We start from the raw sequence: 354 nt of genomic DNA, 5'->3' as shown, positions 1-354 counted from the left end.
ATCAGCTTCGGGTCGTTCGCGAGGGCGAGAGCGATCACGACGCGCTGACGCATTCCACCCGAGAATTCGTGCGGGAATGCCTTCATGCGGAGCTCGGCATTGGGGATGCCGACGGTCCTCAACAGTTCGACGCCCCGCGCCCACGCCGCGGGCTTCGCCAGGTTTCGGTGCGCGGTGATCGCCTCGACGAGCTGGTCGCCGATCGTGAAGACCGGCGTCAGCGACGTCAGCGGATCCTGGAAGATCATCGACAGGCCGTTGCCGCGAATCTCCGACATCTGCTTGTCGGACTTGCCGAGGAGTTCGATGCCGTCGAAGAGCACCGATCCGTCGACGCGGGCGTTGTCGGCGAGC

General features: G+C 65.3%; 1 protein-coding gene. It reads right to left on the bottom strand.

From position 1 onward, the window contains the following. Positions 1 to 354 (bottom strand): ATP-binding cassette domain-containing protein (locus tag SB754_RS19485; protein WP_410784050.1); only part of this gene is annotated, 354 nt, incomplete at both ends.

The organism is Leifsonia sp. SIMBA_070, from assembly GCF_046534635.1.
In the GTDB taxonomy this organism is placed as follows: domain Bacteria; phylum Actinomycetota; class Actinomycetes; order Actinomycetales; family Microbacteriaceae; genus Leifsonia.
This window is presented reverse-complemented; position numbering and strand designations above follow the sequence as displayed.